At 71.8% G+C, this 25,827-nt stretch carries 27 protein-coding genes and 1 pseudogene; 14 read left to right on the top strand and 14 right to left on the bottom strand.

Going from position 1 to position 25,827, the window contains the following annotated elements:
* Positions 1-55: 55 nt before the first annotated feature.
* A complete protein-coding gene (locus ACTMTF_RS00920) occupies positions 56-1,240 on the top strand; it encodes a serine hydrolase domain-containing protein (RefSeq protein WP_441108779.1) in 1,185 nt (394 codons plus the stop codon).
* Between the two features lie 37 nt (positions 1,241-1,277).
* On the opposite strand, the gene ACTMTF_RS00915 is transcribed toward ACTMTF_RS00920, so the two are convergent.
* A complete protein-coding gene (locus tag ACTMTF_RS00915; RefSeq protein WP_441108778.1) occupies positions 1,278-1,748 on the bottom strand; it encodes a MarR family transcriptional regulator in 471 nt (156 codons plus the stop codon).
* A 57-nt stretch (positions 1,749-1,805) separates the two neighbouring features.
* On the opposite strand from ACTMTF_RS00915, the gene ACTMTF_RS00910 reads away from it, so the two are divergent.
* Positions 1,806-2,372 (top strand): N-acetyltransferase family protein, encoded by a 567-nt coding sequence (locus ACTMTF_RS00910; RefSeq protein WP_441108777.1) that lies wholly within the window; start codon positions 1,806-1,808, stop codon positions 2,370-2,372.
* A 40-nt stretch (positions 2,373-2,412) separates the two neighbouring features.
* On the opposite strand, the gene ACTMTF_RS00905 is transcribed toward ACTMTF_RS00910, so the two are convergent.
* The gene (locus ACTMTF_RS00905) at positions 2,413-3,132 is read right to left on the bottom strand and encodes an SDR family oxidoreductase (protein ID WP_441108776.1); all 720 of its coding nucleotides are present in this window, start codon (positions 3,130-3,132) and stop codon (positions 2,413-2,415) included.
* Between the two features lie 249 nt (positions 3,133-3,381).
* Here ACTMTF_RS00905 and ACTMTF_RS00900 point away from each other — a divergent pair, with 249 nt between their 5' ends.
* Positions 3,382-3,993 carry a VOC family protein gene (locus ACTMTF_RS00900; RefSeq protein ID WP_441108775.1) on the top strand — a complete coding sequence of 204 codons (612 nt, stop codon included), beginning with the start codon at positions 3,382-3,384 and terminating at the stop codon, positions 3,991-3,993.
* Positions 3,994-4,107: 114 nt separating this feature from the next.
* Complete coding sequence (locus ACTMTF_RS00895; RefSeq protein ID WP_441108774.1) at positions 4,108-4,914, top strand: MBL fold metallo-hydrolase; 807 nt, start codon at positions 4,108-4,110, stop codon at positions 4,912-4,914.
* Between the two features lie 24 nt (positions 4,915-4,938).
* Here ACTMTF_RS00895 and ACTMTF_RS00890 read toward each other — a convergent pair whose 3' ends face one another.
* The 5 genes from ACTMTF_RS00890 to ACTMTF_RS00870 all read right to left on the bottom strand — a co-directional run bounded on the left by ACTMTF_RS00890 (position 4,939) and on the right by ACTMTF_RS00870 (position 11,089).
* Positions 4,939-5,496: a GNAT family N-acetyltransferase gene (locus tag ACTMTF_RS00890; RefSeq protein ID WP_441108773.1), complete on the bottom strand. Its 558-nt coding sequence runs from the start codon at positions 5,494-5,496 to the stop codon at positions 4,939-4,941.
* 34 nt (positions 5,497-5,530) lie between these two features.
* Entirely contained in the window at positions 5,531-6,565 is a 1,035-nt protein-coding gene (locus ACTMTF_RS00885) for a hypothetical protein (RefSeq protein ID WP_441108772.1), read from the bottom strand.
* 68 nt (positions 6,566-6,633) lie between these two features.
* Complete coding sequence (locus ACTMTF_RS00880) at positions 6,634-9,585, bottom strand: bifunctional [glutamine synthetase] adenylyltransferase/[glutamine synthetase]-adenylyl-L-tyrosine phosphorylase (RefSeq protein WP_441108771.1); 2,952 nt, start codon at positions 9,583-9,585, stop codon at positions 6,634-6,636.
* 59 nt (positions 9,586-9,644) lie between these two features.
* On the bottom strand, positions 9,645-10,337 hold the full coding sequence (locus tag ACTMTF_RS00875) for a type 1 glutamine amidotransferase (protein ID WP_441108770.1): 693 nt from the start codon (positions 10,335-10,337) through the stop codon (positions 9,645-9,647).
* Between the two features lie 23 nt (positions 10,338-10,360).
* Positions 10,361-11,089: a hypothetical protein gene (locus tag ACTMTF_RS00870; RefSeq protein WP_441108769.1), complete on the bottom strand. Its 729-nt coding sequence runs from the start codon at positions 11,087-11,089 to the stop codon at positions 10,361-10,363.
* A 266-nt stretch (positions 11,090-11,355) separates the two neighbouring features.
* Between ACTMTF_RS00870 and ACTMTF_RS00865 the strand changes: the two genes are divergently transcribed.
* Positions 11,356-11,499 carry a hypothetical protein gene (locus ACTMTF_RS00865; protein WP_441108768.1) on the top strand — a complete coding sequence of 48 codons (144 nt, stop codon included), beginning with the start codon at positions 11,356-11,358 and terminating at the stop codon, positions 11,497-11,499.
* Between the two features lie 4 nt (positions 11,500-11,503).
* Here ACTMTF_RS00865 and ACTMTF_RS00860 read toward each other — a convergent pair whose 3' ends face one another.
* Positions 11,504-11,791 (bottom strand): DUF3040 domain-containing protein, encoded by a 288-nt coding sequence (locus ACTMTF_RS00860; protein WP_397001299.1) that lies wholly within the window; start codon positions 11,789-11,791, stop codon positions 11,504-11,506.
* A 101-nt stretch (positions 11,792-11,892) separates the two neighbouring features.
* On the opposite strand from ACTMTF_RS00860, the gene ACTMTF_RS00855 reads away from it, so the two are divergent.
* Complete coding sequence (locus ACTMTF_RS00855; protein ID WP_441108767.1) at positions 11,893-12,360, top strand: MarR family winged helix-turn-helix transcriptional regulator; 468 nt, start codon at positions 11,893-11,895, stop codon at positions 12,358-12,360.
* 31 nt (positions 12,361-12,391) lie between these two features.
* Here the strand turns inward: ACTMTF_RS00855 and ACTMTF_RS00850 are convergent.
* Positions 12,392-12,811 (bottom strand): annotated as a pseudogene (locus tag ACTMTF_RS00850) (metal-dependent transcriptional regulator); the annotation flags it as partial.
* A 23-nt stretch (positions 12,812-12,834) separates the two neighbouring features.
* On the bottom strand, positions 12,835-13,368 hold the full coding sequence (locus tag ACTMTF_RS00845; protein ID WP_441108766.1) for a YbhB/YbcL family Raf kinase inhibitor-like protein: 534 nt from the start codon (positions 13,366-13,368) through the stop codon (positions 12,835-12,837).
* An 82-nt stretch (positions 13,369-13,450) separates the two neighbouring features.
* Here ACTMTF_RS00845 and ACTMTF_RS00840 point away from each other — a divergent pair, with 82 nt between their 5' ends.
* Positions 13,451-14,128 carry a GntR family transcriptional regulator gene (locus ACTMTF_RS00840; RefSeq protein ID WP_441108765.1) on the top strand — a complete coding sequence of 226 codons (678 nt, stop codon included), beginning with the start codon at positions 13,451-13,453 and terminating at the stop codon, positions 14,126-14,128.
* 98 nt (positions 14,129-14,226) lie between these two features.
* Positions 14,227-14,379, top strand: coding sequence for a hypothetical protein (locus tag ACTMTF_RS00835; protein ID WP_441108764.1), 153 nt, complete (start codon positions 14,227-14,229; stop codon positions 14,377-14,379).
* Between the two features lie 7 nt (positions 14,380-14,386).
* Here the strand turns inward: ACTMTF_RS00835 and glnA are convergent, their stop codons facing one another.
* On the bottom strand, positions 14,387-15,748 hold the full coding sequence (gene glnA / locus ACTMTF_RS00830) for a type I glutamate--ammonia ligase (RefSeq protein ID WP_441108763.1): 1,362 nt from the start codon (positions 15,746-15,748) through the stop codon (positions 14,387-14,389).
* Between the two features lie 152 nt (positions 15,749-15,900).
* On the opposite strand from glnA, the gene ACTMTF_RS00825 reads away from it, so the two are divergent.
* Both ACTMTF_RS00825 and ACTMTF_RS00820 read left to right on the top strand, forming a co-directional pair.
* The gene (locus tag ACTMTF_RS00825) at positions 15,901-16,446 is read left to right on the top strand and encodes an EF-hand domain-containing protein (RefSeq protein WP_441108762.1); all 546 of its coding nucleotides are present in this window, start codon (positions 15,901-15,903) and stop codon (positions 16,444-16,446) included.
* Positions 16,447-16,466: 20 nt separating this feature from the next.
* Positions 16,467-17,435 (top strand): terpene synthase family protein, encoded by a 969-nt coding sequence (locus ACTMTF_RS00820; protein ID WP_441108761.1) that lies wholly within the window; start codon positions 16,467-16,469, stop codon positions 17,433-17,435.
* Here ACTMTF_RS00820 and ACTMTF_RS00815 read toward each other — a convergent pair.
* Positions 17,426-18,391: a DUF5937 family protein gene (locus ACTMTF_RS00815; protein WP_441108760.1), complete on the bottom strand. Its 966-nt coding sequence runs from the start codon at positions 18,389-18,391 to the stop codon at positions 17,426-17,428. The two genes, ACTMTF_RS00820 and ACTMTF_RS00815, sit on opposite strands and share 10 nt — an antisense overlap.
* Positions 18,392-18,451: 60 nt before the next feature.
* Between ACTMTF_RS00815 and ACTMTF_RS00810 the strand changes: the two genes are divergently transcribed.
* From ACTMTF_RS00810 to ACTMTF_RS00795, 4 genes are all read left to right on the top strand, one after another.
* The gene (locus tag ACTMTF_RS00810; RefSeq protein WP_441108759.1) at positions 18,452-19,654 is read left to right on the top strand and encodes an MDR family MFS transporter; all 1,203 of its coding nucleotides are present in this window, start codon (positions 18,452-18,454) and stop codon (positions 19,652-19,654) included.
* A gap of 67 nt (positions 19,655-19,721) precedes the next feature.
* The gene (locus ACTMTF_RS00805; protein ID WP_441108758.1) at positions 19,722-21,179 is read left to right on the top strand and encodes a BTAD domain-containing putative transcriptional regulator; all 1,458 of its coding nucleotides are present in this window, start codon (positions 19,722-19,724) and stop codon (positions 21,177-21,179) included.
* 54 nt (positions 21,180-21,233) lie between these two features.
* Entirely contained in the window at positions 21,234-23,006 is a 1,773-nt protein-coding gene (locus ACTMTF_RS00800) for an NAD+ synthase (protein WP_441108757.1), read from the top strand.
* A 91-nt stretch (positions 23,007-23,097) separates the two neighbouring features.
* Complete coding sequence (locus tag ACTMTF_RS00795) at positions 23,098-23,577, top strand: NUDIX domain-containing protein (protein WP_441108756.1); 480 nt, start codon at positions 23,098-23,100, stop codon at positions 23,575-23,577.
* Here the strand turns inward: ACTMTF_RS00795 and ACTMTF_RS00790 are convergent, their stop codons facing one another.
* Positions 23,578-24,180: a TetR/AcrR family transcriptional regulator gene (locus ACTMTF_RS00790; protein WP_441108755.1), complete on the bottom strand. Its 603-nt coding sequence runs from the start codon at positions 24,178-24,180 to the stop codon at positions 23,578-23,580.
* 7 nt (positions 24,181-24,187) lie between these two features.
* Positions 24,188-25,738, bottom strand: coding sequence for an MFS transporter (locus ACTMTF_RS00785; protein WP_441108754.1), 1,551 nt, complete (start codon positions 25,736-25,738; stop codon positions 24,188-24,190).
* Positions 25,739-25,827: the final 89 nt, after the last annotated feature.

Below are 25,827 nucleotides of genomic sequence, written 5' to 3'. Positions count from 1 at the left end.
GCGCGCCGACATGCTGGTGACATCGCTCAACGAGTCGTCAAGCAGGGAGTCCCCGATGTCGCACCCCACCGTCAAGCCCCCGTCCGGCACCCGTCGCGGCCGGCCGGCTCTGGCCGTCGCCCTGGCCGTCGCCGTGCTGGGCGGCATGGCCCTCGCCGCTCCGGCGAGCGCCGGCACCGTGCGTAAGAACGGCTCCGACGACGCCGTGCAGAGCAGCCTGGACAAGGTGGTCCGCGGCGGTGAGCTCCCCGGCGCCCTGGCGTCGGTGCGCGACGCCGACGGGCGCGTGCGTGACTACACCGCCGGGGTGGGCGACCTGAAGACGAAGGCTGAGGTTCCCGTCGACGGGCAGGTACGCATCGCCAGCAACACCAAGATGTTCACCGCCGTGGTCGCGCTGCAGCTGGCCGGCGAGGGCAAGATCAAGCTGGACGCGCCGGTCGAGAAGTACCTGCCCAAGCTGATCCGCGGCAAGGGCAACGACGGCCGCGAGATCACCACCCGGCAGCTTCTCCAGCACACCAGCGGCCTGCACAGCTACACCGCCGGCATGCCGTCGATCTTCAAGATCCAGCACAGGTACACCGAGCCGCACGTGCTGCTCGACACCGGGCTGGCACACAAGCCGGACTTCGCCCCCGGCAAGGGCTGGGCGTACAGCAACACCGGCTATGTGGCCCTCGGCCTGCTCATCCAGAAGGTGACCGGGCGGCCGATCGGCGAGGAGATCACCGAGCGGATCATCAAGCCGGCCGGACTGCGTGGCACCTACTGGCCCGGCATCGGTGAGGAGGGCATTCGCGGGCCGCACCCCAGCGGGTACGCCGCCAAGAAGCCCGGCAAGCAGGCCGCCGAGTCCCTGGCGGACGTCACCCGGCTGGACCCGTCCTGGGGCTGGGCCGCCGGTCAGCTCATCGGCACGCCCAGCGACCTCAACCTCTTCCTGGCCGCGCTGATGGACGGCAAGCTGCTCAAGCCGGCGCAGCTCAAGCAGATGAAGGACACCATGAAGGCCCCCGGCTTCCCCGCCGGCTGGACGTACGGGCTCGGCCTGCTCAAGATCAAGCTGAGCTGCGGCGGGTACGCCTACGGCCACGGCGGCGACATCGACGGTTACGAGACCCGTACCGGCATCACCGAGGACGGCCGCGCGGCCACGATCGCCGTCACCGCCCTGCCCACGACCCAGGCGGCGGCGGACAAGGTCAACAAGGCCCTCGACACCGCGCTGTGCTCCTGACCCGCCTCGGCGGCCCCGCCTGAGAGCGCCGTCCCCCTCAGCGGGGGCCGGCGCTCTCCTCGCGCAGACGGTCGGCGTGACGGGCCTGATTGTCCAGCGCACGGCCCAGGAAGATCTCGATGACCTCGAGCTCGGCAGCGCTGAACCGGAGCAGCTCAGCCTGGGCGTCGGCCGCGATCGGGCCCCAGATCTCCTGAACGGCCCGTTCGCCCGGCTCGGTCAGGTGAACCAGGACACGACGCCGGTCGGCCGCGTCGCGGACCCGTTCGGCCAGGCCGGCCTGCTCCAGGCGGTCCATGGCGGTGGTGGCGGCCCCTCCGGTGAGACCGGCCGCGGCCGCCAGCTCGCTCGCGGTGAGCGGGCCGCGTGCGGTCAGCCTGCTCAAGCACCTCAGGTCGGTGCGGTTGATGCCGAGGCGCCGGGCCGCCAGCTCGTCGATGAGGTCGGTGGCGTCCTGCAGCTCCTGAACGGCCCTGGTGACGTTCTGAATCCTGGATTGCTTTGACAATCTAATCCTTAGAAAGTTGAATCAATCGGGTACAGTCTAACTCTCCTGGAGGCCGTCATGTCATGTCCTTCCCCCTGCCTGCGACCGGCGACGACCGGCGATGTCGCCGCCCTGCTGACCCTGATGGACGCCGTCCACGCGTGGCTCATCGCCCGAGGCCGCCCCCAGCAGTGGGGCACCGTGCCGTTCTCCCGCATCCCCGGCTTCGCCGACCGGCTCGCCGACTGGACCGCCCAAGGCGTCATCACCCTGGCCGAACGAGACGGCCGATGCGTCGGCATGATGGCCGCGGCGCCCATGGTCCCGCCGCGAGTCCCGGCCGGCGTCGTGCCCGCAGGGTCCCTGTTCATCCACACCGTGCTGACGGATCGCGGCCCCGGCGGCCACGGCGTCGGCACCGCCCTGCTCGACGAGGCCGGCCGTCTGGCCCAGGCGCACAACGCTCCCGCGCTGGCCCTGGACCACTGGGCCGGCAGCCCGGAGCTGGACCGCGTCTACGACGAACACGGCTACGTGAAGATCACCGAGTACACCGACGACCAGGACGGCGACCCCGTACGCAACACCGTACGCGTCCGCCCCATACGTGCCGCCGGAACAGCGGGGCTCGCATGCACGCCCTGAGGCCGAGCCGCACGACGCTCGTCCCCGACGGGGTGGAGGCTCAGGGGACGAGCTGCTGGCCGCCGTCCACATCGTAGGTCGCCCCGGTGAGCGCCGTATTGGTCATCAGGTGCAGGGCGAGCGCCGCCACGTCCGCCGGTCCGACGACCCGCTGGATCGGCAGCGTGGTGCGCAGCCGCTCTCGGCGCCGCTCGAGTTCGTCGCCGAGCAGGCGTGCCGACAGCGGGGTGTCGACGAACCCGGCGGCGATCGCGTTGACCCGCATCGGGGCGAGTTCGAGCGCGGCGTTCGCCGTGATGGCGGGCAGCGCGGCGGCCCCGATGGCCGCGAGGCTCAGCCCGACGCCGGGGCGGCGGGCGTGAGTGCCGGTGATGAACGTCAGCGATCCGCCGGGGCGGACACGGGCGGCGCACTCCCGCGCGATACGCAGCGATCCCAGCAGGTGCTCGTCGAGCACGGCCCGCGCCTGGTCGAAGTCCATCTCGGCGATCGTTGCGTAGGCGGGGCCGCTCCCGCTGACCAGCACGTGATCGACCTGTGCGGGCAGTTCGCCGAAGAACCGGCGCAGCCCGTCGGCATCGGCCAGGTCGAGGGTCGCGGTGGACGCGCCGAGCTCGTCACGCGCGGCGGCGAGCCGCCCCTGATCACGACCCGTGAGGATGAGCTTCGCACCGGCCGTGTGGGCCTGGCGGGCCGTCTCCAGCCCGATGCCGGAGGTTCCCCCGATGACGACCACGATGTTCTCCGACAGATCGTTCACTGCTACCCCTCGTCCTCGTCGAGCGGACACTGCCACCCAGAACCGGACACGGGCCGCGTGGACCGCGGCGGCCCGGTGCCGTGCTCCTCGGCTCTCAGCCCTGTTCAGGATCGAGCCTACGGGCCGCCCTTTCGCCGGCGACGCACCCTGACCTCGGACGACAGTGAGTTTCCCGTGGGTCGCCTGCGGGCAAATTGCACGAATCGCATCGTGCCTCGGGTGCGAGCGGAGGAGGCACAGGTCATGGACATGAAACTCGAAATCGTCGTGGTGCCGGTCGCGGACGTCGACCGGGCCAAGGACTTCTATACGGCGCTGGGCTGGCGGCTGGACGCCGACGTCACCACCGGCGAGGACTTCCGGGTGGTGCAGGTGACCCCGCCCGGCTCGCCGGCCTCGGTCATCTTCGGCACGTCGGTCACCTCCCAGACGCCGGGCTCGGCTCAGGGCCTTCATCTGATCGTCCATGACATCGAAGCCGCCTACGACGAGCTCAAGCGGCTCGGCGCGGACCCGAGCGATGTCTTCCACGACGCCGGCGGCGTGTTCCACCACGCGGGGACCGACGCCCGGGTGCCCGGTCCGGATCCGCAGCGCGGCAGCTACGGCTCGTTCCTGTCGTTCAGCGACCCCGACGGCAACGGCTGGGTCCTGCAGGAGGTCACCACCCGGCTCCCGGGACGGCTGGACCCGTCGGTCACCACGTTCACCTCGGCATCCGACCTCGCGGCCGCGCTGCGCCGCGCCGCGGCCGCGCACGGCGAGCACGAGGCCCGCACCGGCGCCGAAGACCCCGACTGGCCGGACTGGTACGCCGACTACCTGGTGCGCGAACAGGCCGGGGCCGAACTGCCGTCGTGAGCGCGCCCATCTCGCGTGCCGTCACCGCCACCGGCCGGCGGCGGTTCGTGCCGTCCGCCGGCCGTAAGGCAGTGCTGCGACGCACCCCGATCGAGACCGTCAAGTGAGGTCGGCATGACCACGCCAAGGCTGCCACGGCAGGAATGCGCGATCACCATCCTGGGTGGGCCCACGGCCGTCATCGACATCGGCGGCCTGCGCATCGTCAGTGACCCCACCTTCGACGATGCCGGACCGCATGGGTACCTGACGAAGACGGCGGGTCCCGCTGTCGCCGCGGACGCCCTGGGCGCGATCGACCTGGTGCTGGTCAGCCACGACCTGCACCCGGACAACCTGGACGAGCGTGGACGCGTGTGCGCCGAAACCGCCCCACTGGTCATCACCGGCCCGCTCACCGCGGCGCGACTCGGTTCCCCCGCGATCGGCCTCGCCCCCTGGAACGGCCACCGCGTGCTTCGCGGCGACGGCGCAGGCCATCTCACCGTCCTCGCCGTCCCCGCCGTCCACGGCCCCGAGGACGGCGATCGCGATGCCGACGGCAACGTCAACTGCGAGGTCACCGGGTTCGTCCTTTCCGGTCCAGGACTCCCCACGATCTACGTCAGCGGCGACAACGCCTCCATCCGTACCGTGACGGAGATCTCCCGTCGCCTCCCGGACATCGACGTGGCCCTGCTCCACGCCGGAGCGGCCCGCGTACCCGCGAAGTTCGGCGGGCGGCCCCTGTCGTTCGACAGCCGACGAGCAGCGGCCGCCGCGGCCGTCCTGGACGCGGATCTCGTGATCCCGGCCCACTACGACGGCTGGGCCCACTTCTCCGAGGGACTGGCCGACCTGAAACTGGCCTTCCACGAAGCGGGCCTGTCCGCGCTCCTGCGCGCGGCCCCACACGGCACCTGGACACATGTGCGCCGGTGACGTCCCCGCACGTCATCCAGTACGTCAACGCCCTGGTCGCAAGCGTGGCGTGAACCGGGCGCGGCTGATCCGGTAGAGGACGTGCGGGCGCAGCGGGTGGCCGTCGGGGAGGCGGGGGAAGTCGAAGTCGTCGGCGGGGTCGCGGGCCAGGCCCAGCCGTTCCATCACCGCCTGGGAGCGCGCGTTGAGCCGGGCGGTCATGGAGACGATCTCCTCCAGGCCGGCCTCCGTGAAGCCGTACTCAAGGGCCCGCGCACCGGCCTCCGTCGCGTAACCGTGCCCCCAGGCGTGCCGGGCCAGCCGCCAGCCGACCTCCACCGCCGGCGTGAACGGCGCCTCGAACGTCTGCAGCAACAACCCGGCGAACCCGATGAAGTCGCCGGTCTCACGCACCTCCAGCGCCCACAGGCTGTAGCCGTACTCGCCGAAGCCCCACTCGATCTTGTCGACGAACGCGTCGCTCTCCGCCCTGGTCAGCGGGCTGGGGAAGTGCTCCATCACCTCGGGGTCGGCGTTCATGGCCGCGAACGGCTCGCGGTCGCTCTCCCGCCATCTGCGCATGATCAACCGCTCAGTGTCCATCCGAAGCACGCTAACGGATCAGCCGCTGTACGGACTACCGCCGGGAGCGGATGCCGGTGACGCGCCGGAACAGGTCCCACCAGAACGGGGCGCCGAACAGCAAGGCCACGTACGTCAGCAGGAAGCCGGGCCAGTGGCTGGGCGTGGTGAGCCGGTCCCACCACGCGCCGCCGTTCCAGGTGATCGACGGGTCGCCTTCCGCGGGCAGGGCGATGCGGACAATCCCCTGGTCGAGCACCTTGAGCAGGGCGGGCTGGCTGAGCGTCTCGGTGATGCACGGCACGGGGTCGCTCTGCTCGCAGCGCGCCTTGAGCTCGTTGTACGCGTCCGGCCCGGCCTCGGCGACGGCCGTGACGGAGGCGCGGAAGCCGTTGTCCCGCAGCAGCGTCTTGGTGTATTCGAGCCCGTCCATGGTGAACAGCAGCGTCACCAGCAGCCCCAGGGCGGCGACCACCCACTTGACGTAACGCCGGTAGAGCATCGACAACCGCTGCATCTCGCTGTCGAACCACCCCTCGACGCCCTGCCTGAAGCGGTCCAGGTCGCGCTGCGCCGTCTCCCACACGCCCTTGAGGTGGCCGTACAGGGGGCTGTTCATGGCCTTGAGCTTCTCCAGCAGCCCCTCGACGCCGCCCGGCTCGCGGGCGGCCATCTCCATCATCGCGACGGAGAACCTCTCGGGCGGCAGGTCGGCGATGCTGGTCCGGCCCCGCTTCGGGTGGTCGATCTCCCGCACCCGCTCGTACAGCAGGATCGTCATCGCGTCCTGGGCCTTGTCCTCCCGCTCCGGCATCTCGGGCAGTTGGCTGGGCGCGGGCCGTGAGTCGTGCGCCGGTCGCGGGTCGCGCAGGAACGGCAGCGAGCCGAACACCTCGCGCACCCCGGACGGCAGCCACGACCTCCCCTGCGCGTCACCGCCGTCGAGCGTGTCGCGCAGGTACGCCCACAGGAACTTGCTGCGGATGGACAGCACCCGCACGAATGCCTCGTTCAGGCCGCTGACCAGCAGCGACAGCAGCAGGAACAGCAGGATCAGGCCGAGCGCGAGATCGATGTACGTGGATAACAAGTGTGATCACCCCGCGCCTTGATACACCCCCCAGAGCACTCTGCGCAGCCGATCGGTGACATTTCTCATCAAGCGCCATAGAAGACGCGGTCCACGACCTGCCGGGCGCGGCGGGTGACGCGGCGGTAGTCGTCGCGGAAGTCCTCCGAGCCGTCGGGCGGGTAGCCGAGGGTCTGCGCGATCAGGCGGCGTTCGCGGGTGTCGGCGGGCACGCTGTCTCCCGGCCGGCCCTTGACCAGCATGATCGCGTCCCTGATCCGGGAGGCGAAGCGCCAGGCGCGGGCCAGCTCGTCCGCGTCGGCGGGGTCGAGGAGCTGGTGGGCGGTGGCGGCGCGGAGCGCCTCCAGGGTGCGGGTGGTGCGGAGGGACGGCGTCGTCCCGGCGTGGCGGAGCTGCAGGAGCTGCGCCACCCACTCGACGTCCGACAGCCCGCCGGGGCCGAGCTTGGTGTGCAGCGCGGGGTCCGCGCCGCGGGGCAGCCGTTCGGCCTCCATGCGGGCCTTGAGCCGCCTGATGTCGCGCAGGGCGCTGTCGGTGACGCCGCCGGCCGGGTAGCGCAGCTCGTCGATCCCGGCGACGAAGGCCGCGCCCAGCTCGGCGTCCCCGGCCGAGAACCGGGCGCGCAGCAGGGCCTGCGCCTCCCACGGCGAGGACCAGCGGGAGTAGTAGGCGCGGTAGGAGGCCAGGGTGCGGACCAGCGGGCCCTGCCTGCCCTCGGGGCGCAGGTCGGGGTCGATGAGCAGCGGCGGGTCGGGAGCGGGCAGCGCCAGCAGCCGCCGCAGCTCGTTGGCGACCGCGAAGGCCGCGTCGGTGGCCTCGCGCTCGGCCGCGTCCGGCAGCGGCTGGTGCACGAACATGACGTCGGCGTCACTGGCGTAGGAGGACTCCATGCCGCCCAGCCGGCCCATGGCGATGACCGCGAACCTGGTCGGCAACGGCGCGCGGCGTTCGGCCGACACCTTGCCGAGGGCGGCGTCGAGCGCGGCCTGGATCGTCACGTCGTTGAGCGACGACAGCGCCACCCCGACCCGCTCTATATCGATAAGTCCGGAAATATCGGCTACGGCGATGCGGAACAGCTCCCGGCGGCGCAGCGCCCGGACGGCGGCCACCGCCGTCTCGGTGTCGTCACCGTGCCGGGACACCGCGGCCGACGCCTCGCCGAGCAGCGCACCGGAGGACCGTACGGCCAGCTCCTCGTCCCCGCCCAGCAGCGCGACGGCCTCCGGCGCGTTGGTGAGCAGCCCCGTGGCGTACCGGCTGGTGCCCAGCACGCGGGCCATCCGCGCCGCCACCGCGGTCTCGTCGCGCAGCAGCCGCAGGTACCACGGCGTGGTGCCGAGCTTGTCGCTGACCTGGCGGAAGCCCAGCAGCCCCGCGTCCGGGTCCGGCGTGTCGGCGAACCAGCCGAGCATGACCGGCAGCAGCGTCCGCTGGATGGAGGCGCGCCTGGACACCCCCGTGGACAGGGCGGCGATGTGGCGCAGCGCGCCGTCCGGGTCGACGTAACCGAGCGCGCGCAGCCGGGCGGCGGCCGCCGCCGTGGACAGCCGGGCCTCGCTGTCGGGCAGCCGGGCCACCGCCTGCAGCAGCGGCCGGTAGAACAGCTTCTCGTGCAGCCGCCGCGCCTCCATGGCGTGCCGCCGCCACCGCGAGGTGAACTCCCCCACCGGATCCACCTGCATGCCCAGCGCCCGGCCCAGCCTGCGCAGGTCGTCGGCGTCGGTGGGCAGGACGTGCGTGCGGCGCATCCGGTGCAGCTGCAGCAGGTGCTCGACCTTCCGCAGGAAGGAGTAGGCCTCCGCCAGGCTGCGTGAGTCGTCGCGGGCGACGTACCCGCCACGGGAGAGCGCGGCCAGCGCGGACAGCGTCGCCCTGCGGCGCAGCAGCGGGTCGAGCCGCCCGTGCACGAGCTGCAGCAGTTGCACCGCGAACTCGATGTCGCGCAGCCCGCCGGGCCCCAGCTTGATCTGCCGCTCCCCTTCGGACCGTACGTGCGCCTCGACGCGGCGGCGCATGGCCTGCACGTCCTCGACGAAGTTGTCGCGGGTGGCGGCCGACCAGACGAGCTCGTTGACCTCCTCGACGTACGCGGCGCCCAGCTCCGGGTCGCCCGCGACGGGCCGGGCCTTGAGCAGCGCCTGGAACTCCCAGGTCTTGGCCCAGCGCCGGTAGTAGGCCAGGTGGCTGGCCAGCGTGCGCACCAGCGGCCCGGACCGGCCCTCGGGCCGCAGCCCGGCGTCCACCTCCCACAGCGAGCCTTCGGGGGTGGCGGCCGTGCACGCGCGCATCATGGCCTGGGCCAGCCGGGTGGCGGCGCGCAGCGCCTTGGTCTCGTCCGCGCCCTCGCGCGGCTCGGCCACGAAGATCACGTCGACGTCGCTGATGTAGTTGAGCTCGCGAGCGCCGCACTTGCCCATCCCCACGACCGCGAGCCGTACCTCGCCGTCCGCCGCACCCTCGTCGACCTCGGCGCGCGCGATGGCCAGCGCGGCCTCCAGGGCCGCGCCCGCGAGGTCGGACAGCTCGGCGGTGACCTCGGGCAGCGTGGCCTGTCCGGTCAGGTCGCGGGCGGCCACGTGCGCCAGCCGCCCCCGGTAGGCGACCCGCAAGGCGATCAGCGGGTCCGCGGCGGACGCGCGCGGCTCGGCCGCGTCGGGTTCGGCGCCGACCGCGCGCAGCAGCGCCGCCCGATGCTCGGTCAGCGTGGGCACGGCCAGCAGGTCGAGGTGCTCGGGATGGCGTTCGAGGTGGTCGCCGAGGGCGGCGCTCACGCCGAGCAGGGCGAGCACCCGCTCCCTGAGCCCGTCGTCGGCGCGCAGCCGGTCGAGGGCGGCGGGCTCCCGCTCGGCCAGCCGGGTCAGCGAGGCCAGCGCCAGGGCCGGATCGGGCACCGCGACCAGCGATTCGAGCAGGCCGTCGAGGTCGACCCCCGCCCGCTCGACCAGCCGGGCGGCGCCGGCCGCGTCGGCGAATCCGAGTCGGGCGAGGCGGGCTGCGGTGGACTCGATCCTGGGCACCCCTCCATCTTGACAGTCCCCGGTGCCGTTCCCGGTGCGGGCGGGCGACGGATTCCGGGTCAGGCAGCGCCGCTTCGCGCCGTTTCCCGGATCACGTCGGCGAAGGCCTCGGCCATCGGCCGCCAGGTGGCCTCCAACGCGCCCGCGGCGGCCCGTACACCGTCGTTGAGCTCCTGAGCCGAGTCGAGGCCCGAACCGGCCGTCCACGAGGCGAAGATCTCCGGGGTCGCCTCCGGGTGGAACTGCACCGCCCAGGCCGCCGGGCCGAGCCGGTAGGCCTGGTGGGGGTAGCGGGTCCCGGTCAGCAGCGGCACCGCGCCGTCGGGCAGCCGGGTCATCGCGTCCCGGTGATACTGCACGGCGACGGCGGCGCCGACCCCCGACAACAGCGGGTCGGAGGCGGCGGCGGGCAGCGCGAACACCTCGCACGCGCCGACCTCCAGCCCGGCACCGCCCCGCTCGACCGTGCCGCCGCAGGCCATGGTCATGAGCTGCGCGCCCAGGCAGACGGCCAGCGTCGGGGTGCCGTCGTCCACACTGCGGCGCAGCAGGTCGCGGGTGGCGGGCTGCCAGGGGAAGCGCTCGTCCTCCCACGCGGCGGCCTCGCCGCCGAGCACGATCAGACCGTCCCGCGCCCGCTCGGGGATCTCCTCCCCCAGGTACGGCCTGACGACGTCACAGGGCAGGCCGAGCCAGCGGCCGAGGTTGCCGAGCCCGGCGGCGGCCTCGTGCTCGACGACAGTGATTCGCATATGTGCTGATTTTGCCTGACTTTTCAGCGTGGAGCGATCCAGGTGGCGCGGGCGGCGGCCACGAGACTGCCGTCCACCTCGTACACGGCGCTCTTGCTGAACAGCTTGCGGCCCTCGCGGCCGGTGGCCTGGCCGACGATGGAGTAGACGCCGCCCGGGATCACCTCGCGGTGGAACTCCAGGGCGAGGCGGCCGAGCAGGGCCGACTCCCCCGGGCCGAAATGCGCCCAGCCGGTGACGCAGTCGAGCGCCGCGCCCACGATCGAGGCCGGCACCCCGTCCTCGTCGGCGACCGCGAACGGCACCCGCCAGCCGGCGGCGACCAGGCCACCGTCACTGTCGCTGTCCCTGTTCACGGGGCCGGGGAAGATGCGCAGCCCGTCGCCCGGCTCACGCAGCCCGCAGGCGAAGCACTCGGGGAAGGAGTGCCCGTGGTGACCGGCGAACCCGGCCTCGGCGCGGGCCGCGTCGGTGAAGGTCACGAACGGGGGCGGCGTCACCTCCTCGGCCACCGGGATGGCCTCCACGAGCAGCTTGTCGCCGTCGTAGAGGGCCACGGTGTTGGCGACGTGCTCCAGGCGTAGCTCGCTCTCCAGGGGCGTGGGCGCGTGCAGCGTGACCTCGACCGCTGATCGTTTGCCATTGAGAGCGTCCGCGAGGGTGCCGGCCAGCCAGCCGCCGTTGGCGACTCCTACCGGTCCCCGGAACCGCTCGGGAACGGTCAACACGGTCTGCAGGGCAGCCGTCGTCATGCCACACCCTCCTATAACGCCGCGAGAGGCGTAAAGTCCGGAAATATTAATTTGAATGGGCCGATTTTATCGGATCGGTTGATCAGTCAGCGCCAGGGCTCCGACCTACGGCATAACGCGACAAACCTGCCCGAAGCTTCCCGGCCCACACCCGCCGACGTAAGGAACGCTCCACCACGCCGTGCGGCCCCGGAGTCTCGGCCGGATCCGGGTGATCGGTAAAAGATACGGGGCCGAAGTTGCCACCAGGTGACTTCCATCCCAAAGTGACCAGGGTCACCCTGTGCGGCTCGTCAGCCCTCGCCGCCGGCCGGCGTCACCGCGCCGCCGAGCTCGCCGGACGGGACGGCGAGCTCGGCCGGGTGGGGGTGGACGCCCCGCTCGTCGCGGGCCGTCCGAGCGGCGCCTGACGTCTCAGGACTGCTCGCGGTCGCTCTCCAGGCGGAGCGAGCGCGCGTGCCAGACCCAGATGGTCAGCACGGCGAACAGCAGGGCGATGAACGGCGATCCGGCCAGCAGCAAGGTCACGCCGAACCCCGAGGTGATGACCAGCATGGTGGTGTAGGTCCGTCTGGACAGGTCGGGCGCCGCCTTGCGCAGCTGGCGCGCGTCGGCGTCGAAGGACTGGGCGAACTTCGGGTCCTCGCCCAGCAGCCGGCGTTGGATCTCACTCAGCGTTTCACGTTCGTGGTCATCGAGCACGACGCACCTCCTTGCCCACTACCTGGACGATTTCTATCGTAGCACGATATAAACTGGCATCCAGGGGCTCGTCGGCACAGGTCACGCGTCGCAGCGGGCTCATGCGCGACACTGGGGAGGGGTTCGACGTGGGCGAATCGGCAGCGGAGGCCGGGGCCCTGACCGAGCAGGATTTCGGGGCGCTGGCCCGGTTCCGCTTCGGGATCCGCAGCTACCTGCGCTTCAGCGAGGAGGCGGTGCGCAGCGCCGGTCTCGCCCCGCAGCAGTATCAGCTGCTGCTGGCCCTGAAGGGGTTCCCCGGCCGTGACTGGGCGACCGTCCAGGAGCTCGCCGACCGCCTGCTGCTGCGCCACCACAGCGTGGTCGGACTGGTCAGCCGCGCCCAGACGCAACGACTCGTCCGCCGCAGCGCGCATCCCACCGACGGCCGCGCGGTGCGGGTGACGCTGACCCCCGAGGGGGAACGAGTCCTGGCCCGCCCGAGCGCACTGCACCGCGGCGAACTGCGACGCATGCACACCGTCCTCATCCCCCCGATATGGGACACACCCCCCGCGCCAGAGACGTGACCGCCGCCCGAGTCCCACCGGCGTCCGCGACGAGCTCGTCAAGGCCGGGGATGACGTTGCCGTGCGGGCACCGATCCGGGCGGCCGAGCAGCTCGTGAAGCCGCCGCTCGACCGACTCGGAGATCACGTGCTCCCAGCGGCACGCCTCGTCGCGCACCTCCTCCCACGGCATCCGGATCACGCTGACGAGCAGGCACTCGGCCAGCCTGTACTTGCGCATCACCCGGGTGGCCAGCGTCCGGCCCGTCCCGGTGAGCACGAGCCGCCGGTCGCCGGCCACGTGCAGCAGGCCGTCCCGCTCCATCCTGGCGACCGTCTGGCTGACCGTCGGGCCCGCCTGGGCGAGCCGCTCCGCCAGCCGGGCCCGCAGCGGGACGATGCCTTCTTCCTCAAGCTCGAACACCGTACGGAGGTACATCTCCGTGGTGTCGATGAGCCGACGTACGCTCACCGAGGCCGCCTCCGTGCGACGGCTCAGGCCGGGATCTCGGCGGTGGCGGTCAGCACCGCGCGGCCGAGGATGTGGCCGGCCATGGTGAAGCCCAGGTAGGCCGGAGTGGCTTCGGCCGGGACGCCGATGCGCTCGACGTCCAGGGCGTGCACCACGACGAAGTAGCGGTGGGCGCCGTGGCCGGCGGGCGGCGCGGCGCCGATGAAACGGGCGACGCGGGCGTCGTTGGGCAGCTGGTAGGCGCCTTCGGGCAGGCCGGAGCCGGTGTCGTCGCCGGCGCCCGCCGGCAGCTCGGTGACCGTGGCGGGAATGTCGGCCACGGCCCAGTGCCAGAAGCCGGAGCCGGTGGGGGCGTCGGGGTCGTAGACGGTCACGGCGTAGCTCTTGGTGCCCTCGGGGGCTCCGCTCCAGGACAGGTGCGGGGAGATGTCCTCGCCGCCGGGGACGCCGGCGGACATCTGCGCCGAGGGCAGGGCCGCGCCGTCGGTCAGGGTGGTGCTGGTGACGGCGAAGGCCGCCGCCTCGGGCAGGCGGGCGAAGGGGTCGTTGCCGCTCATCGTGTACGTCCTTCCTCAGGTGGGGATATGATCGATCATAGCATGAATAATCGATTATCTATCAGCGGGTTAGGATGTGGCCGTGACGCAGACGGTCGGTGGCCCTGGCTTGCCGGGGAAGCAGATGCTCTCGGAGCAGGTTCACGCCCGGCTTCGGGAGGCCATCCTGCACGGGGCCTACTCGCCGGGAGATCCCCTCAAGCCGCAGGAACTCGCCAAGGAGCAGGGGGTCAGCCTGGCCGTGGTGCGCGAGGCCCTGGTGCGCCTGGTGGGTGAGGGGCTCGCCAACCGGCTGCCCAACCGCGGCTTCGCCGTGCCGGCCTTCTCCGACCGCCGCTGGCAGGAGCTCACCGAGGCCCGCCTGACCGTCGAATCGGCCATGTTGCGCATGGCGATCGAGCGCGGCGACGTCGAGTGGGAGTCCCGCGTACGCGCCGCCCACCACAGGCTGACGCGCACTCCGGCGTTCGCGCCCGAGGAGGGCGAGTACTACAGCGACGCCTGGTCCGAGGCCCACCGCGGCTTCCACCGCGCCCTGCTGGAGGGCTGCGGCAACTCCGTCCTGCTCGACACCTTCGACCGGATGTGGACGGCGAGCGAGCTGGCCCGCCGCTGGTCCAGCCACCGCGCGCCCAGCCGTTCGGCCACCGAGGAGCACGGCCGCCTGGAGGAGGCCGCGCTCGCCCGCGACCCCGCCGCCGCGGCCGACGCTCTCGTCCGGCACCTGAGCCGCACCGCGGCAGCGCTGTCGCCGGGCTGAGAGCCCGCGGGGAGAGCGCCGTTACGCGGATCGTCGCGGCGCTACTCCTCCGACGCCGCGACCTTGCGCTCGACGCCCTTGCGGGGCGCCGTGCACACGTGGGAGCACTCGCCCGCTCCGCCACCGTCGACGACGCCGTGCGCGGCTACGAGAAGACGATGCTCCCGCGCTCGACCGACATGGCCCGGCTGCTCGAAGGCGGCGCCGAGTCCCTGCCGGCCGTGCCCGGCCCCGACGACGAGCGGCGCTGACCCGGTCCTACAGCACCGGAAGATACCGGCCCAGCTCGAACTCGGTGACCTGGCGGCGGTAGTCGTTCCACTCGGTGCGCTTGTTGCGCAGGAAGAAGTCGAAGACGTGCTCCCCCAGCGTCTCGGCCACGAGCTCACTCTGCTCCATGACCGCGATCGCGTCGTCGAGCGACTGCGGCAGCGGCCGGATGCCGAGGGCGCGGCGCTCGGCGCTGGTCAGCGTCCACACGTTGTCCTCGGCGGCCGGCGGGAGCTCGTAGCCCTCCTCGATGCCCTTGAGGCCGGCGGCCAGGATGAGCGCGAAGGCGAGGTAGGGGTTGCAGGCGGAGTCCAGCGAGCGGAACTCGATGCGGGTCGAGCCGCCCTTGTGCGGTTTGTACATCGGCACCCGGACCAGGGCCGAGCGGTTGTTGTGGCCCCAGCACACGTAGGAGGGGGCCTCGCCGCCCTGGCCGGCGATCGCCTCGGCGCCGCCCCACAGCCGCTTGTAGGAGTTGACCCACTGGTTGGTGATCGCGGTGATCTCGGCGGCGTGCCGGAGCAGGCCGGCGATGAACGAGCGGCCGATCTTGGAGAGCTGGTAGTCGGCGCCGGCTTCGTAGAAGGCGTTGCGGTCACCCTCGAACAGCGACATGTGGGTGTGCATGCCGGAGCCGGGGTGCTCGGTGAAGGGCTTGGGCATGAAGGAGGCCCAGATGCCCTGCTCCAGCGCGACCTCCTTCATGACCAGGCGGAAGGTCATGATGTTGTCGGCGGTGGTGAGCGCGTCGGCGTAGCGCAGGTCGATCTCCTGCTGGCCGGGCGCCCCCTCGTGGTGGCTGAACTCGACCGAGATGCCCATCGACTCCAGCATCATGATCGCCTGGCGCCGGAAGTCGTGGCCGGAGCTGTGCGGGGTGTGGTCGAAGTAGCTGCCCGAGTCGATCGGCTCGGGGCGCTGCCCGGCCTCCGGGCGGTTCTTCAGCAGGAAGAACTCGATCTCCGGGTGGGTGTAGAAGGTGAACCCCATGTCGGCGCACTTGGCGAGGGTGCGCTTGAGCACCCAGCGCGGGTCGGCGTGTGACGGCGAGCCGTCGGGCATGAGGATGTCGCAGAAGATGCGACCGGCGCCGGGCGTCTCGCTGCGCCACGGCAGGATCTGGAAGGTCGACGGGTCCGGTTTGGCCAGCATGTCGGCCTCGTAGACGCGCGCGAAGCCCTCGATGGCCGAGCCGTCGAAGCCGATGCCCTCGGCGAAGGCGCCTTCGAGCTCGGCGGGCGCGATGGCGACGGATTTGAGGAAACCGAGCACGTCGGTGAACCAGAGCCGGATGAACCGGATGTCGCGTTCCTCAAGTGTGCGGAGCACGAACTCCTGCTGGCGGTCCACGGCGTCCCCTCGTGACGGCTGGTACGGGTCTCATATCAGCATGCCGTGTCCGTGTTTCGCACAGGTTACGGGGGGTGCCGGTGCGAGCCTCCCTGACAAAGGGCCCGCCCACACTTACTGTGATCACGCAGTCAGTCTCGGGGGAGGCATTGGTGGCTATCGACCTGCTCAATCACAAGCTCGATCGGGCCTTCGACCACATCGACGCAGGCGGTAAGGGGGTCGTGGAGCGCGAGGACCTGCTGGGGCTGGGCGCGCGCATCCTGGTGGGCTTCGGGGAGTCACCCACGTCGGTCACCGGCAGCAGCCTCGTCGACAGCTTCGACGGGATCTGGGCGGCGCTGTCCGGCACACTCGGCGGCGACACGGACCTCGGCATGTCGCGCGAGGACTTCCGCAAGGCCATGACGGCGGCGTTCGTCGAGGGCGACCGGTACGACACGGTGTTCCGTCCGGCCGTGGTGGCCGTGGCGGAGCTGTGCGACGGGGACCGGGACGGCCTGATCGGGCCGGGCGAGTTCCGTACGATGCTGGCCGCGTTCGGCACCGCCTACGACGACGTGGACGTCGCCTTCGACCGGCTGGACCGTACGGGCAGGGGGGTCTTGACCGTGGAGGAGCTGGTGCTGGCCGCCGGGGAGTTCTACGTCGGCGACGACCCGGCCGCCGTCGGCAACTGGCTTTACGGACCGCTGTGACTACCGCGGGGAGCACCACGGTGATCGCTTCCGTACGGTCCGCGTTGCGGTCCGTGCTGCACTGGAAGCCGCTGCTGCCGTTGCCGCGCCGGGGCGGCTCGGCGGCTCTGGCGTTGCTGCCGCTGACCGAGCGGGTGCCGGCGATGGCCGCCCCGTGCCGGATGCATCCGGCGGTCTACGCGATCGAGGCGGCGGTCATCGACTGGGCGCGCAGGACGGGGCTGCGGGCCGACCAGGGGGTCGGGTTCCACCGGATGGCGGGCCGGGCGTTCGCCGAGTTCGACGCCGCGGCGGCGGCGCTGTTCGCGCAGTGGCTGACGTGGCTGTTCCATCTGGACGACGAGCTGGACGAGGGGCCGTGTCCGCTGGAGGTGTTCCAGGGGATGCTGGAGGGCGCCTGCGCCCATCCGCTGGAGGCGGCGTTCGCGGATCTGTGGCGGGTGACGAGCTCGCGGATGAGCGACCAGTGGCGGCGGCGGTTCGCGGTCAGCCTGCAGCGTCAGCACTACGCCTGCCGCACCGAGGCGGCCAACCGGGTGTCGGGCACGATCCCGACGCTGGCGGAGTACCCGGCGCTGCGCAGGGGGACGGTGGGCCCCTACCTCTACGACCTGGTCGAGCCGTGCCTGCGGGTGGAGGTGCCCGCGTGGGTGCACCGCTCGGAGCCGTGGCAGGAGCTGGTGAACTCCTGCAGTGACGTCACCGCGTGGTGCAACGACGTGGCCTCGCGGCCCAAGGAGCGCGGTGACGCGCACAACCTCGTGGTGATCGCCAGGCACGAGCTGGGGCTGGGCGAGCGGGAGGCGGTGTCCTGGGTGCTCGACCGGATCGCCGAGCGCTGCCGTGACATGCAGCAGGCCGCCAGGAAGCTGCCGCTGGACGATCTCGCGCCGCGTACGGCCAGGGACGTGAGCAAGGTCGCGTGCGCCTACCTGGCCGCGCCGCGCGCCCACCTGGACTGGCTGATGGAGTCCAGCCGCTACACCTGAGATCCGGCGAGCGCGTCGCCGGTCGGGGTGCGGCGGTAGACGACCTGTTTGCCGACGCGCATCCCGACCGTGAGCCCGCTGTCGCGCAGCACGCCGAGGTGCTGGCTGACGGCGCCTGGCGTGAGCGACATCCGCCCGGCCAGCGCCGAGGTGGTGCTCGGCTCGGCGAGCGCGAGCAGGATCCGCGCCCTGCTGCCGCCGATGAGCGCGGCCAGCGCGCCGGGCGCGGGCGGCGGCCCCTGCTGCCAGAGGGTGCCGACGCCGAGCACCGGATAGACGAGCATCGGCTGGTACGGCGCGGTCATGACCGCCACCGACGGCCAGTAGAAGGCGGTCGGCACCAGGACGAGGCCGTCGCCGTGCAGGCCGCCCGCCTCGCAGTACGGCCGGTCGACGAGCAGCCGGTCCCCCGTCCACGTCACGGCCGGGTCGAGCGAGGCGAACAGCTCGCGGGCGCCGCCCTGGGCGAGCTGCCGTGACCTGCGCAACACGTCGCGCTCCAGCAGGCCGTAGACGCGCGGCCAGAACTCGGCGAAGCACGCCTCCCAGTAGGCCGCCAGCGCGTCGGCGACCCGGGCCACACCGGCCGCCGGGTCGGCCCTGAATCGCTCGATGACGGCCGGATCGGCTCCCTCGACACGCGCGGCCTCCTCGGCGGCCAGCTCGGGCGAGGTCCGCCGGACGCGGGCGAGCTCGGCGGCGAAGTCCGGCAGCGGCGTGTCTGGCGGCGGGGTGAGGAAGTCGGCCAGGTAGCCGGTCGCGGGCACCAGCGCGTACAGCTCGGTCAGGTCGAGGCCGGCCAGGCGAGGGCGCACGCACTTGATCCACGGCAGGTGGATCGACTGCCTGGCCGGGTCCTGAAGCGTGCGCAGGCTGGCCACGAGCTCCCACATCGGGGAGAAGGCGAACCGGATGCGGGCCACGTGCTCCGGTGTCAGATCCCAGGTCACCGTCATGGGTTTTAGTGTGAGCTAAATCGTTCGCCACGCAAAACCGGGGCACATCACCCTTGGCGGGTGACAAGTACCGTCGTCAAGCCGTCCTTCCTGCGTTCCTCCTTCGGCGGGCTCCCCCGCCCGTTCTGGGCCCTGTGGGGCGGCACGCTGGTGAACCGCCTGGGCACCATGGTCATGCCGTTCACCGGCGTCTACCTGACCCAGGCCCGTGGGCTCTCGGTGGCCGCCGCCGGGCTGGTGATGGCCCTGTTCGGCGCGGGCTCGCTGGTGTCGCAGCTGTTCGCCGGGGTGCTGGCCGACCGGATCGGCCGCCGGGCGACGCTGGCCGGCGGCATGCTCGCCACCGCCGCGGCGATGCTGGCGCTGGGCTACAGCACCACGCTGCCGGCCATCCTGGCCTCGATGTTCCTGCTCGGCCTGGTGGCCGACGCCTACCGGCCCGCCTCGAACGCGCTGGTCGCGGACCTGATCTCGCCGGAGGAGCGGCCCAGGGCGTACGGGCTGCTGTTCTGGGCGATCAACCTCGGTTACTCGGTGGGCATGACGGCGGGCGGATGGCTGGCGCAGGCCGGGTTCCTCTGGCTGTTCTGGGTGGACGCGGTGAGCTGCGTGGCGTTCGCCGTCCTGGTCTGGCGGGCGGTGCCGGAGACCAGGCCCGAGGGGAAGACGGAGGCGGGCGGGTTCGCGGAGGTGCTGCGCGACCGGCTGATGGTCGGGTTCACGCTGGTCATCCTGGGCAACGCGCTGCTGTACTCCCAGACGTTCACCACGCTGCCGATGGCCATGACGGACAAGGCGGGCGGGGTGGGCCTGACGCCCGCGCAGTTCGGCCTGGCCATGGCGCTGAACGGGGTGCTGATCGTGATCGTGCAGCCGCTGGTCTCCGGCTGGCTGGGCCGCAGGGACCCGGTCAGGACGCTGGCGCTGGGCATCGCCGTGATGAGCGCCGGGTTCGCGCTGACGGCCTTCGTCAGCACCACGTTCTGGCTGGCGGCCACGATCGCGGTGTGGACGGCGGGTGAGGTCGTCACCGCCGGGATCGCGGGCACGATCCTCGCCCGGCTGGCGCCGCCGCACCTGCGCGGGCGGTACTCGGGGCTGTTCGGGTTCGCCTGGTCGGTCGCGGCGGTGCTGGCGCCGCTGCTCGGCGGCGGTCTGCTGGAGGCGGGCGGGCCGCGGGCCCTGTGGTTCACCACGGGGGTGATCGGGCTGGTCGCGACCGCCGGCATGCTGGCGCTGGGGCCGGCGATCAGGCGGCGCTGACCGGGCTCCGGCCTGGATAAGTCCCCATTTACCAGGACCTCGCAGGGGCTCTACGCTTGCGCCTACGATGTTGACCTTCACTGCTTTGGGACCGTTCCAGGCCTGGACCGACGGCGACCCGCTCGACCTCGGCGGCCAGCGCCAGCGGGCGGTGCTCGCGCGCCTGCTGGTCGCCCACGGCCACGCCGTCCCGGTGAGCACCCTCATCGACGAACTGTGGCCGGGCAATCCGCCCGCGCAGGCGCTGTCGACCATCCAGGGGTACGTCTCCCGGCTGCGCCGCGCGCTCGAACCCGGCCGGGCGCCGCGCGAGGAGGCCGCCGTGCTCGTCTCGGCGGCTCCCGGGTACGCCCTGCGCGCCCGGCCCGAGCAGGTGGACTCATGGTGGTTCCAGAGCCTGGTCAAGACCGACGGGCCCGCCGCCGAGGTGTGGGCGGCCATGGAGAGCGCGCTGGGGCTCTGGCGGGGACCCGCGCTGGCGGAGTTCGCCGAGCTGCACTGGGCGGCGACGGAGGCGGCCAGGCTGGAGGAGCTGCGGCTGATCGCGGTGGAGCGCCGGGCGGACGCCGGCCTGGCGATGGGCAGGGCGACCGCGCTGGTGGCCGACCTGGAGGCGCACGCGGCCGGCCATCCGCTGCGGGAGGAGGCCTGGCGGTTGCTGGCCCTGGCGCTCTACCGGACAGGACGGCAGGGCGACGCGCTCGGCGCGCTGCGGCGGGCCCGCACCGCCTGGCGCGAGGAGCTCGGGCTGGACCTGACGGGCGCGCTGCGCCGCCTGGAGAGCGACATGCTGGCCCAGCGGGTGCAGGAGCCCCAGCGGGTGCAGGAGCCGCCCGCAACGGCCCGGCCGGGCGGCGGCAGGCCGTTGCGGGTGCTGGTGGCCGACGATCAGGCGCTGGTACGGGCCGGGCTGAAGGTCGTGCTGAGCGCCGAGGCGGGCCTGGAGCCGGCCGGTGAGGTGACGAACGGCGAGGAGGCCATCGCGGCGGTCCGCGCCACCCGGCCGGACGTGGTGCTGCTCGACATCCAGATGCCGCACCTGGACGGGCTGGCCGCCGCGCGCCGCATCCTCGCCGACGAGAACCCGCCGAAAGTGATCATGATGACCACCTTCGGCAGCGACGAGAACCTGTACGCGGCGCTGCGCGCGGGCGTCAGCGGTTTCGTGCTCAAGACCTCGCCCCCCGAGCAGCTGGTCGCCGCGATCCGGGCCGCCGCGGCCGGGGACGCGCTCATCGACCCGGCGGTCACCACCCGGCTCATCTCGGGCTTCGCCGGGCGCATGGACCCCGGGACTCCCCCGGCGCTGGCCGGGCTGTCGGAGGCCCGGCTCGACCTGCTGAAACTGGTGGCGCGCGGGCTGACGAACCGGCAGATCGGGCAGACGCTGTCCCTGCCCGAGCCGGAGGTCGCCGAGGCGGTGCGCCTCCTGCTCGATCACCTCGGCCTGTTCGGCCGGGCGCAGCTCGTGGTGGCCGCCTACGAGTCCGGGCTGGTGACCCCGGGGGCCGTCGCCACGCGATGAGCACACTTTTCGTCGCTTTGACGATAAAAACGAGGTCGTACTAGGCTGTTTCCCGTGGCACAACTGCGCATTGCCCTGGCACAGACGAACCCGACCGTCGGCGACCTGGCCGGCAACGCCGACCGGCTGATCACCTGGACCCGTGACGCCGCCGAACGCGGCGCCCACCTGGTGGTGTTCACCGAGATGTTCCTCACCGGCTACCCCGTGGAAGACCTGGTGCTGCGCACCTCGTTCGTGGACGCCAGCATCGCGGCCCTGGACGAGGTGGCCGTCAGGCTCCAGCGGGAAGGGCTCGGCGAGCTGCCCGTGGTCGTCGGCTACGTCGACCGGGCCAACCGCGCCCCCCGGGTCGGCCAGCCCAAGGGCGCCCCCCTCGACGCCGCCGCCGTGCTCCACCAGGGCCGGGTGGTCACCCGCACCGCCAAGCACCACCTGCCCAACTACGGCGTCTTCGACGAGTACCGCTACTTCGTCCGCGGCGACCGGCTGCCGATCTTCCGGCTGCACGGGGTGGACGTGGCGATCGCCGTCTGCGAGGACCTCTGGCAGGAGGGCGGCCCGGTCTCCGTCGTGGGCCAGGCCGGAGCCGGGCTGCTGGTCGTACCGAACGCCTCGCCGTACGAGAAGGAGAAGGACGACGTCCGGCTGGAGCTGTGCGCGCGCAGGGCGCGCGAGGCCGGCTGCGCGCTCGTCTACGTCAACCAGGTCAGCGGTCAGGACGAGCTGGTCTTCGACGGCGACTCCCTGGTGGTGGACGCCTCGGGAGAGCTGCTCGCGCGGGCCGCCCAGTTCCGGGAGGAGCTGCTGGTCGCCGACCTCGACCTGCCCGTCTCCACCGCCGAGCCGGGCACGTTCCCGTACGACGCGGGCGACGGATCCACCATCACCGTCGAGCGGCTCGTGCTGTCGCACGACCCGGTCGCCCCGTACCTGCCCGAGCCCGCGCGGCTGGCCGAGCCGCTGGACACGCAGGCCGAGGTCTACTCGGCGCTGGTCCTCGCGGTCCGTGACTACGTCGCCAAGAACGGCTTCCGGTCGGTGATCCTGGGCCTGTCCGGCGGCATCGACTCGGCGCTCACCGCGACCATCGCCGCCGACGCCATCGGGCCTTCCCGGGTGCACGTCGTGCTGATGCCCTCGCGCTACTCCTCCGCCCACTCCCTCGCCGACGCCGAGGAGCTGGTGCGCAGGCAGGGGGTGACGTCCCAGGTGGCGCCGATCGCCGACATCGTCGCCGCCTTCGAGAAGGAGATCGGGCTGTCCGGCCTCGCGGCCGAGAACCTGCAGGCCAGGGTCCGCGGCATGATCCTCATGGGACTGTCCAACGAGCACGGCCACCTGGTGCTCACCACCGGCAACAAGAGCGAGCTGGCGACCGGCTACTCCACCCTGTACGGCGACTCCGCCGGCGGCTTCGCACCCATCAAGGACGTGCCGAAGCTCATGGTGTGGGAGCTGGCCCGATGGCGCAACACGCACACGGACCCGACGTTCCTGCTGGAGGCCGCCCGGCCGATCCCGGAGAACTCCATCACCAAGGAGCCGAGCGCCGAACTGCGCCCCGACCAGCTCGACACCGACTCGCTGCCGCCCTACGAGGTGCTGGACCTGCTGCTCGACGACTACGTGGAGAAGGACATGGGCTCGCGCGAGCTCATCGCAGCCGGGCACGACCCGGAGCTGGTGACGCGGGTGATCGGGCTGGTGGACGGGGCCGAGTACAAGCGCAGGCAGTATCCGCCGGGCCCGAAGATCACCCCCAAGAACTTCGGCCGGGACCGCCGCCTGCCCATCACCAACCGCTGGCGGGAGAAGGCTCCCTAGAGGCCGCTTGGGGCTCCCTGTCGTCCCGAGAAGGGAGGTTTGTCACCTTCCGTTCACTGGTGCTTGGTCACTGCTCACGTACTGTCAGAGAGTGAGCGATCACGATGCGCCGCCCGCCCGGGCTCGCGCCGCCGCCGGAGCCCTGTTCTTCGACGAGGGTGACCGCGTGATGCTGGTGCGGCCCACGTACAAGCCCTCCCTGGACATCCCGGGCGGGCACGTCGAGCCGGGCGAGACGCCCTACCAGGCGTGCGTGCGCGAGGTGCGGGAGGAGCTCGGCATCCGGCCGCCGATCGGGCGGCTGCTCGTGGCCGACTGGGCGCCGCATCCGGAGGTGGGCGAGCTGATCCTCTTCGTGTTCGACGGCGACGTGCTCGGGCCGGAGGCGCGGGCGCGGATCACGTTCGCCGACCACGAGCTGAGCGCCTACGACTTCTACGCGGTGGACGAGCTGGACGACGTGCTGATCGAACGGCTCGCCCTCCGGGTCAAGGCCGCCGCCGTCGCCCGCGACCTGGGCGAGACCGTCTACCTGGAGCACGGCCGCCCGATCCTGGGCGAAGCCGTCTGATCAGGCGCCCAGGCCCGTGAGGACGTGGTCGACGACACGCTCGGCCAGGTCCTCCGGCAGCTCGCCGGCGGGCCCCCACTTGCCGTACCAGAGCATGGCGCCCGACAGCAGCGCCATGCCCATCTCCACGTCCAGGTCCGGCTTGAGCTCGCCGGTGGCGACGCCGCGCGCGAGCGTCTCACGCATGGCCGCCCGCCGCGGCTCGATCGCCCGCTTGAAGAAGCGCTCGGTGAGCCGCGGATTGCGGTCCGCCTCGCTCATCGCGATGTTCATCACGCACCGGGCGCGGCTGTGGCCCGACTCCTGGCGCATGGCGTCGGCCAGGACGATCAGGTCGTCGCGCACCGACTTCCCGGCCAGCTTCGGCAGCGGTGCCTTGAGCGTGGCGAGCGCGTCGACGACGAGGTCCTCCTTGTTGGACCAGCGCCGGTAGATGGTCGTCTTGCCGACGCCCGCCCTCGACGCGATCGCCTCGATGGACAGCTCGGAGATCCCCATGCCCTCGGCGATCAGGTCGAGGGTCGCCTCGACGATCGCACGCTCGGCCTTCTCGCTGCGTGGGCGGCCTACCGGGCGGGCCGTCACCGGTTCCTGGATGGTCATCGGGGCCTCACACTACCGCTGGTTCCTTCTGCTCCGACGGCACCACCCGGGGGGGCTTGCCGGGCATCCACCTCGCCACGACGGCGACGCCGAACAGCGCGACCACCGCCGACACCAGCGCGGTGATGTGCATGCCGTGCAGGAACGCCTCGTAGGCGGGCTGCAGCATGGCCTGCCCGCGCTCGCCGAGCTCCCTGGCGACCTCGACGGTTCCCATGATCGACTCGCCGCCCGCGTGCTGGGCGGCGGCCGGGAGGCCCTGCAGGGTCGGCGCGATCTCCCCGCGGTAGGTGGACGACAGCACCGAGCCGAGCACGGCCACGCCGAGCGCGCCGGCGACCTGCCGGACGGTGTTGCTCATGGCCGAGCCGACGCCGGCCTTCTCGCGGGGCAGCGCCTCCATGATCGCGGTGGTGGCCGGCGGCATGATGTTGGCCATCGCGGCACCCTGCACGAAGAAGACGACCAGGATCAACAGGACCGGGGTGTTCTGGTCGAACAGGGCGTAGCTCGCCAGCACCAGCGTGACCACGATCAGGCTGACCGTGGCCGACAGCTTGGCCCCGAACCGCTCGTTCACCCGCTGGCTGAGCGGCGAGAAGATGAGCTGCGCCGCGGCGAACGGGATCATCAGCGCTCCCGCCTGCACCGCGCTGTAGCCCAGCACGATCTGCAGGTAGAAGGTCAGGAAGAACATCCCGCCCATCATCGCGAAGAAGACGATGCCCATCATGGCGATGGCCGAGCTGAACTTGACGTTGCTGAAGTTGCGGACGTCGAAGACCGGGTTGTCGATGCGCCGCTCCCACCAGACGAACACGCCGAGCACGGCCACGCCGAACAGCGTGGGCACCAGCACCTCGGCGGAGGTGAAGGTGGCCAGCTCGCCGCCCCGGATGATGCCGTAGACGACGGCGACCAGGCCGATGATCGACAGCAGCACGCCGACGGGGTCGAGCTTCGACGGCTTCGGGTCACGCGACTCGGGCACGATGGCGGCGATGAGCACCATGCTGATCAGCACGATCGGCACGTTGATCAGGAAGACCGAGCCCCACCAGAAGTGCTCGAGCAACAGGCCGCCGGTGATCGGCCCGATCGCGACCGCCAAGCCGACGCCGGCCGCCCAGATTCCGATGGCCTTGCCGCGCTCACTGGGCGGGAAGACGTTGGAGATGATGGCCAGCGTCGCGGGCATGATCGCCGCGCCGCCGATGCCCATCGCCGCCCTGGCCAGGATCAACTGGGTCGGATCCTGCGCATAGGCACTGGCCAGCGAGGCCAGGCCGAACAGCAGCATGCCGATGAAGAGCATCCGCTTACGGCCCGTGCGGTCGCCGATCACGCCGAAGGTGAACAGCAGTCCGGCGAACACCAGCGTGTAGGAGTTGATCGCCCACTCCAGCTCGCTCTGCGTCGCCCCCAGCCCGGCCACCGGGTCGGCGATGGTCTTCATCGCCACGTTCAGGATCGTGTTGTCGAGCACGACCGCCAGCAGGCTGAACACCAGCACGCCGAGGATCGCCCAGCGGCGTGGATGGCCCGTGTTGGGGTTCACAACAGCACCTCAATTTCGATACGGTCAAGTTTCGCTACGCAACCGTATCGCAAGGTATTTCGATACGCAACGGTGCCGTTTCGTAATAT

It is taken from the genome of Nonomuraea sp. ZG12 (assembly GCF_052068115.1).
In the GTDB taxonomy this organism is placed as follows: domain Bacteria; phylum Actinomycetota; class Actinomycetes; order Streptosporangiales; family Streptosporangiaceae; genus Nonomuraea.
The sequence above is the reverse complement of the archived record's forward strand: the minus strand, read 5'-3'. Positions and strand labels throughout refer to the sequence as shown.